Annotated in this window: 1 protein-coding gene; it reads right to left on the reverse strand. The window is 68.8% G+C overall.

Going from position 1 to position 702, the window contains the following annotated elements:
• A partial coding sequence (locus tag Ssi02_RS38445; RefSeq protein WP_204034461.1) for a helix-turn-helix domain-containing protein occupies positions 1-597 on the reverse strand: 597 nt, incomplete at its 3' end.
• Positions 598-702: the final 105 nt, after the last annotated feature.

Raw genomic sequence — 702 nt, forward strand, 5'->3', positions numbered from 1 at the left:
GAGGGTGGAGGCCGGAGTGCCGTGCGCGGCGACGGCTTGGCGGAAGGCGGCCACGACGACCTGTGTGGTGACCGCGGGGTGGGCGCTGACGTGCAGGGCATAGCGGGAGTGGTCGTCCAGCCAGGTGAGGATCTCGACGCCGGTGCCGCCGGCGAGGCGGTAATGGGTGGAGTCGGCCTGCCAGGTCTCGTTGGGTTGGTCGGCCTGGAATCGGACGTAGGAGGAGCGGGGGCGCTTTTTCGGGTCGGGGGTGATCAGGCCGTGCCGGGTCAGGTGGCGGCTGACGGTGGCTCGGGAGACCGTGCTTCCGTGGTGGTGTCGCAGGTGCCAGGCGATGGTGTCGGGCCCTGCGTCCAGGCCCTGCTCGGTCAGCTGCTTGCGGAGCCGCACGATCAGCTCGACCGTGTCGGCGTCGAGGGCGGCCGGTGAGGTGTGCGGGCGCCTTGAGCGGGGTTCGAAGGCGGCTTCGCCCTCGGCCCGGTAGCGCGCGACGAGCTTGGACACCCATCCTTTGGACACGCCGTAGGCGCGGGCGGTGTCGGCCTGGGTGCGTCCTTCGACGGTGACGGCGGTGATGACGAGTCTGGCTTTGGACACGTCGGCCAGGTTCGTGATGGTGGGGGTTTCCTATGTCTTGCGACACGCTCTAGCCGGGTTTCCTATGTCGTGCGACATGGGTTTCCTATGTCCTGAGCCAGCACA

It is taken from the genome of Sinosporangium siamense, from assembly GCF_016863435.1.
In the GTDB taxonomy this organism is placed as follows: domain Bacteria; phylum Actinomycetota; class Actinomycetes; order Streptosporangiales; family Streptosporangiaceae; genus Sinosporangium; species Sinosporangium siamense.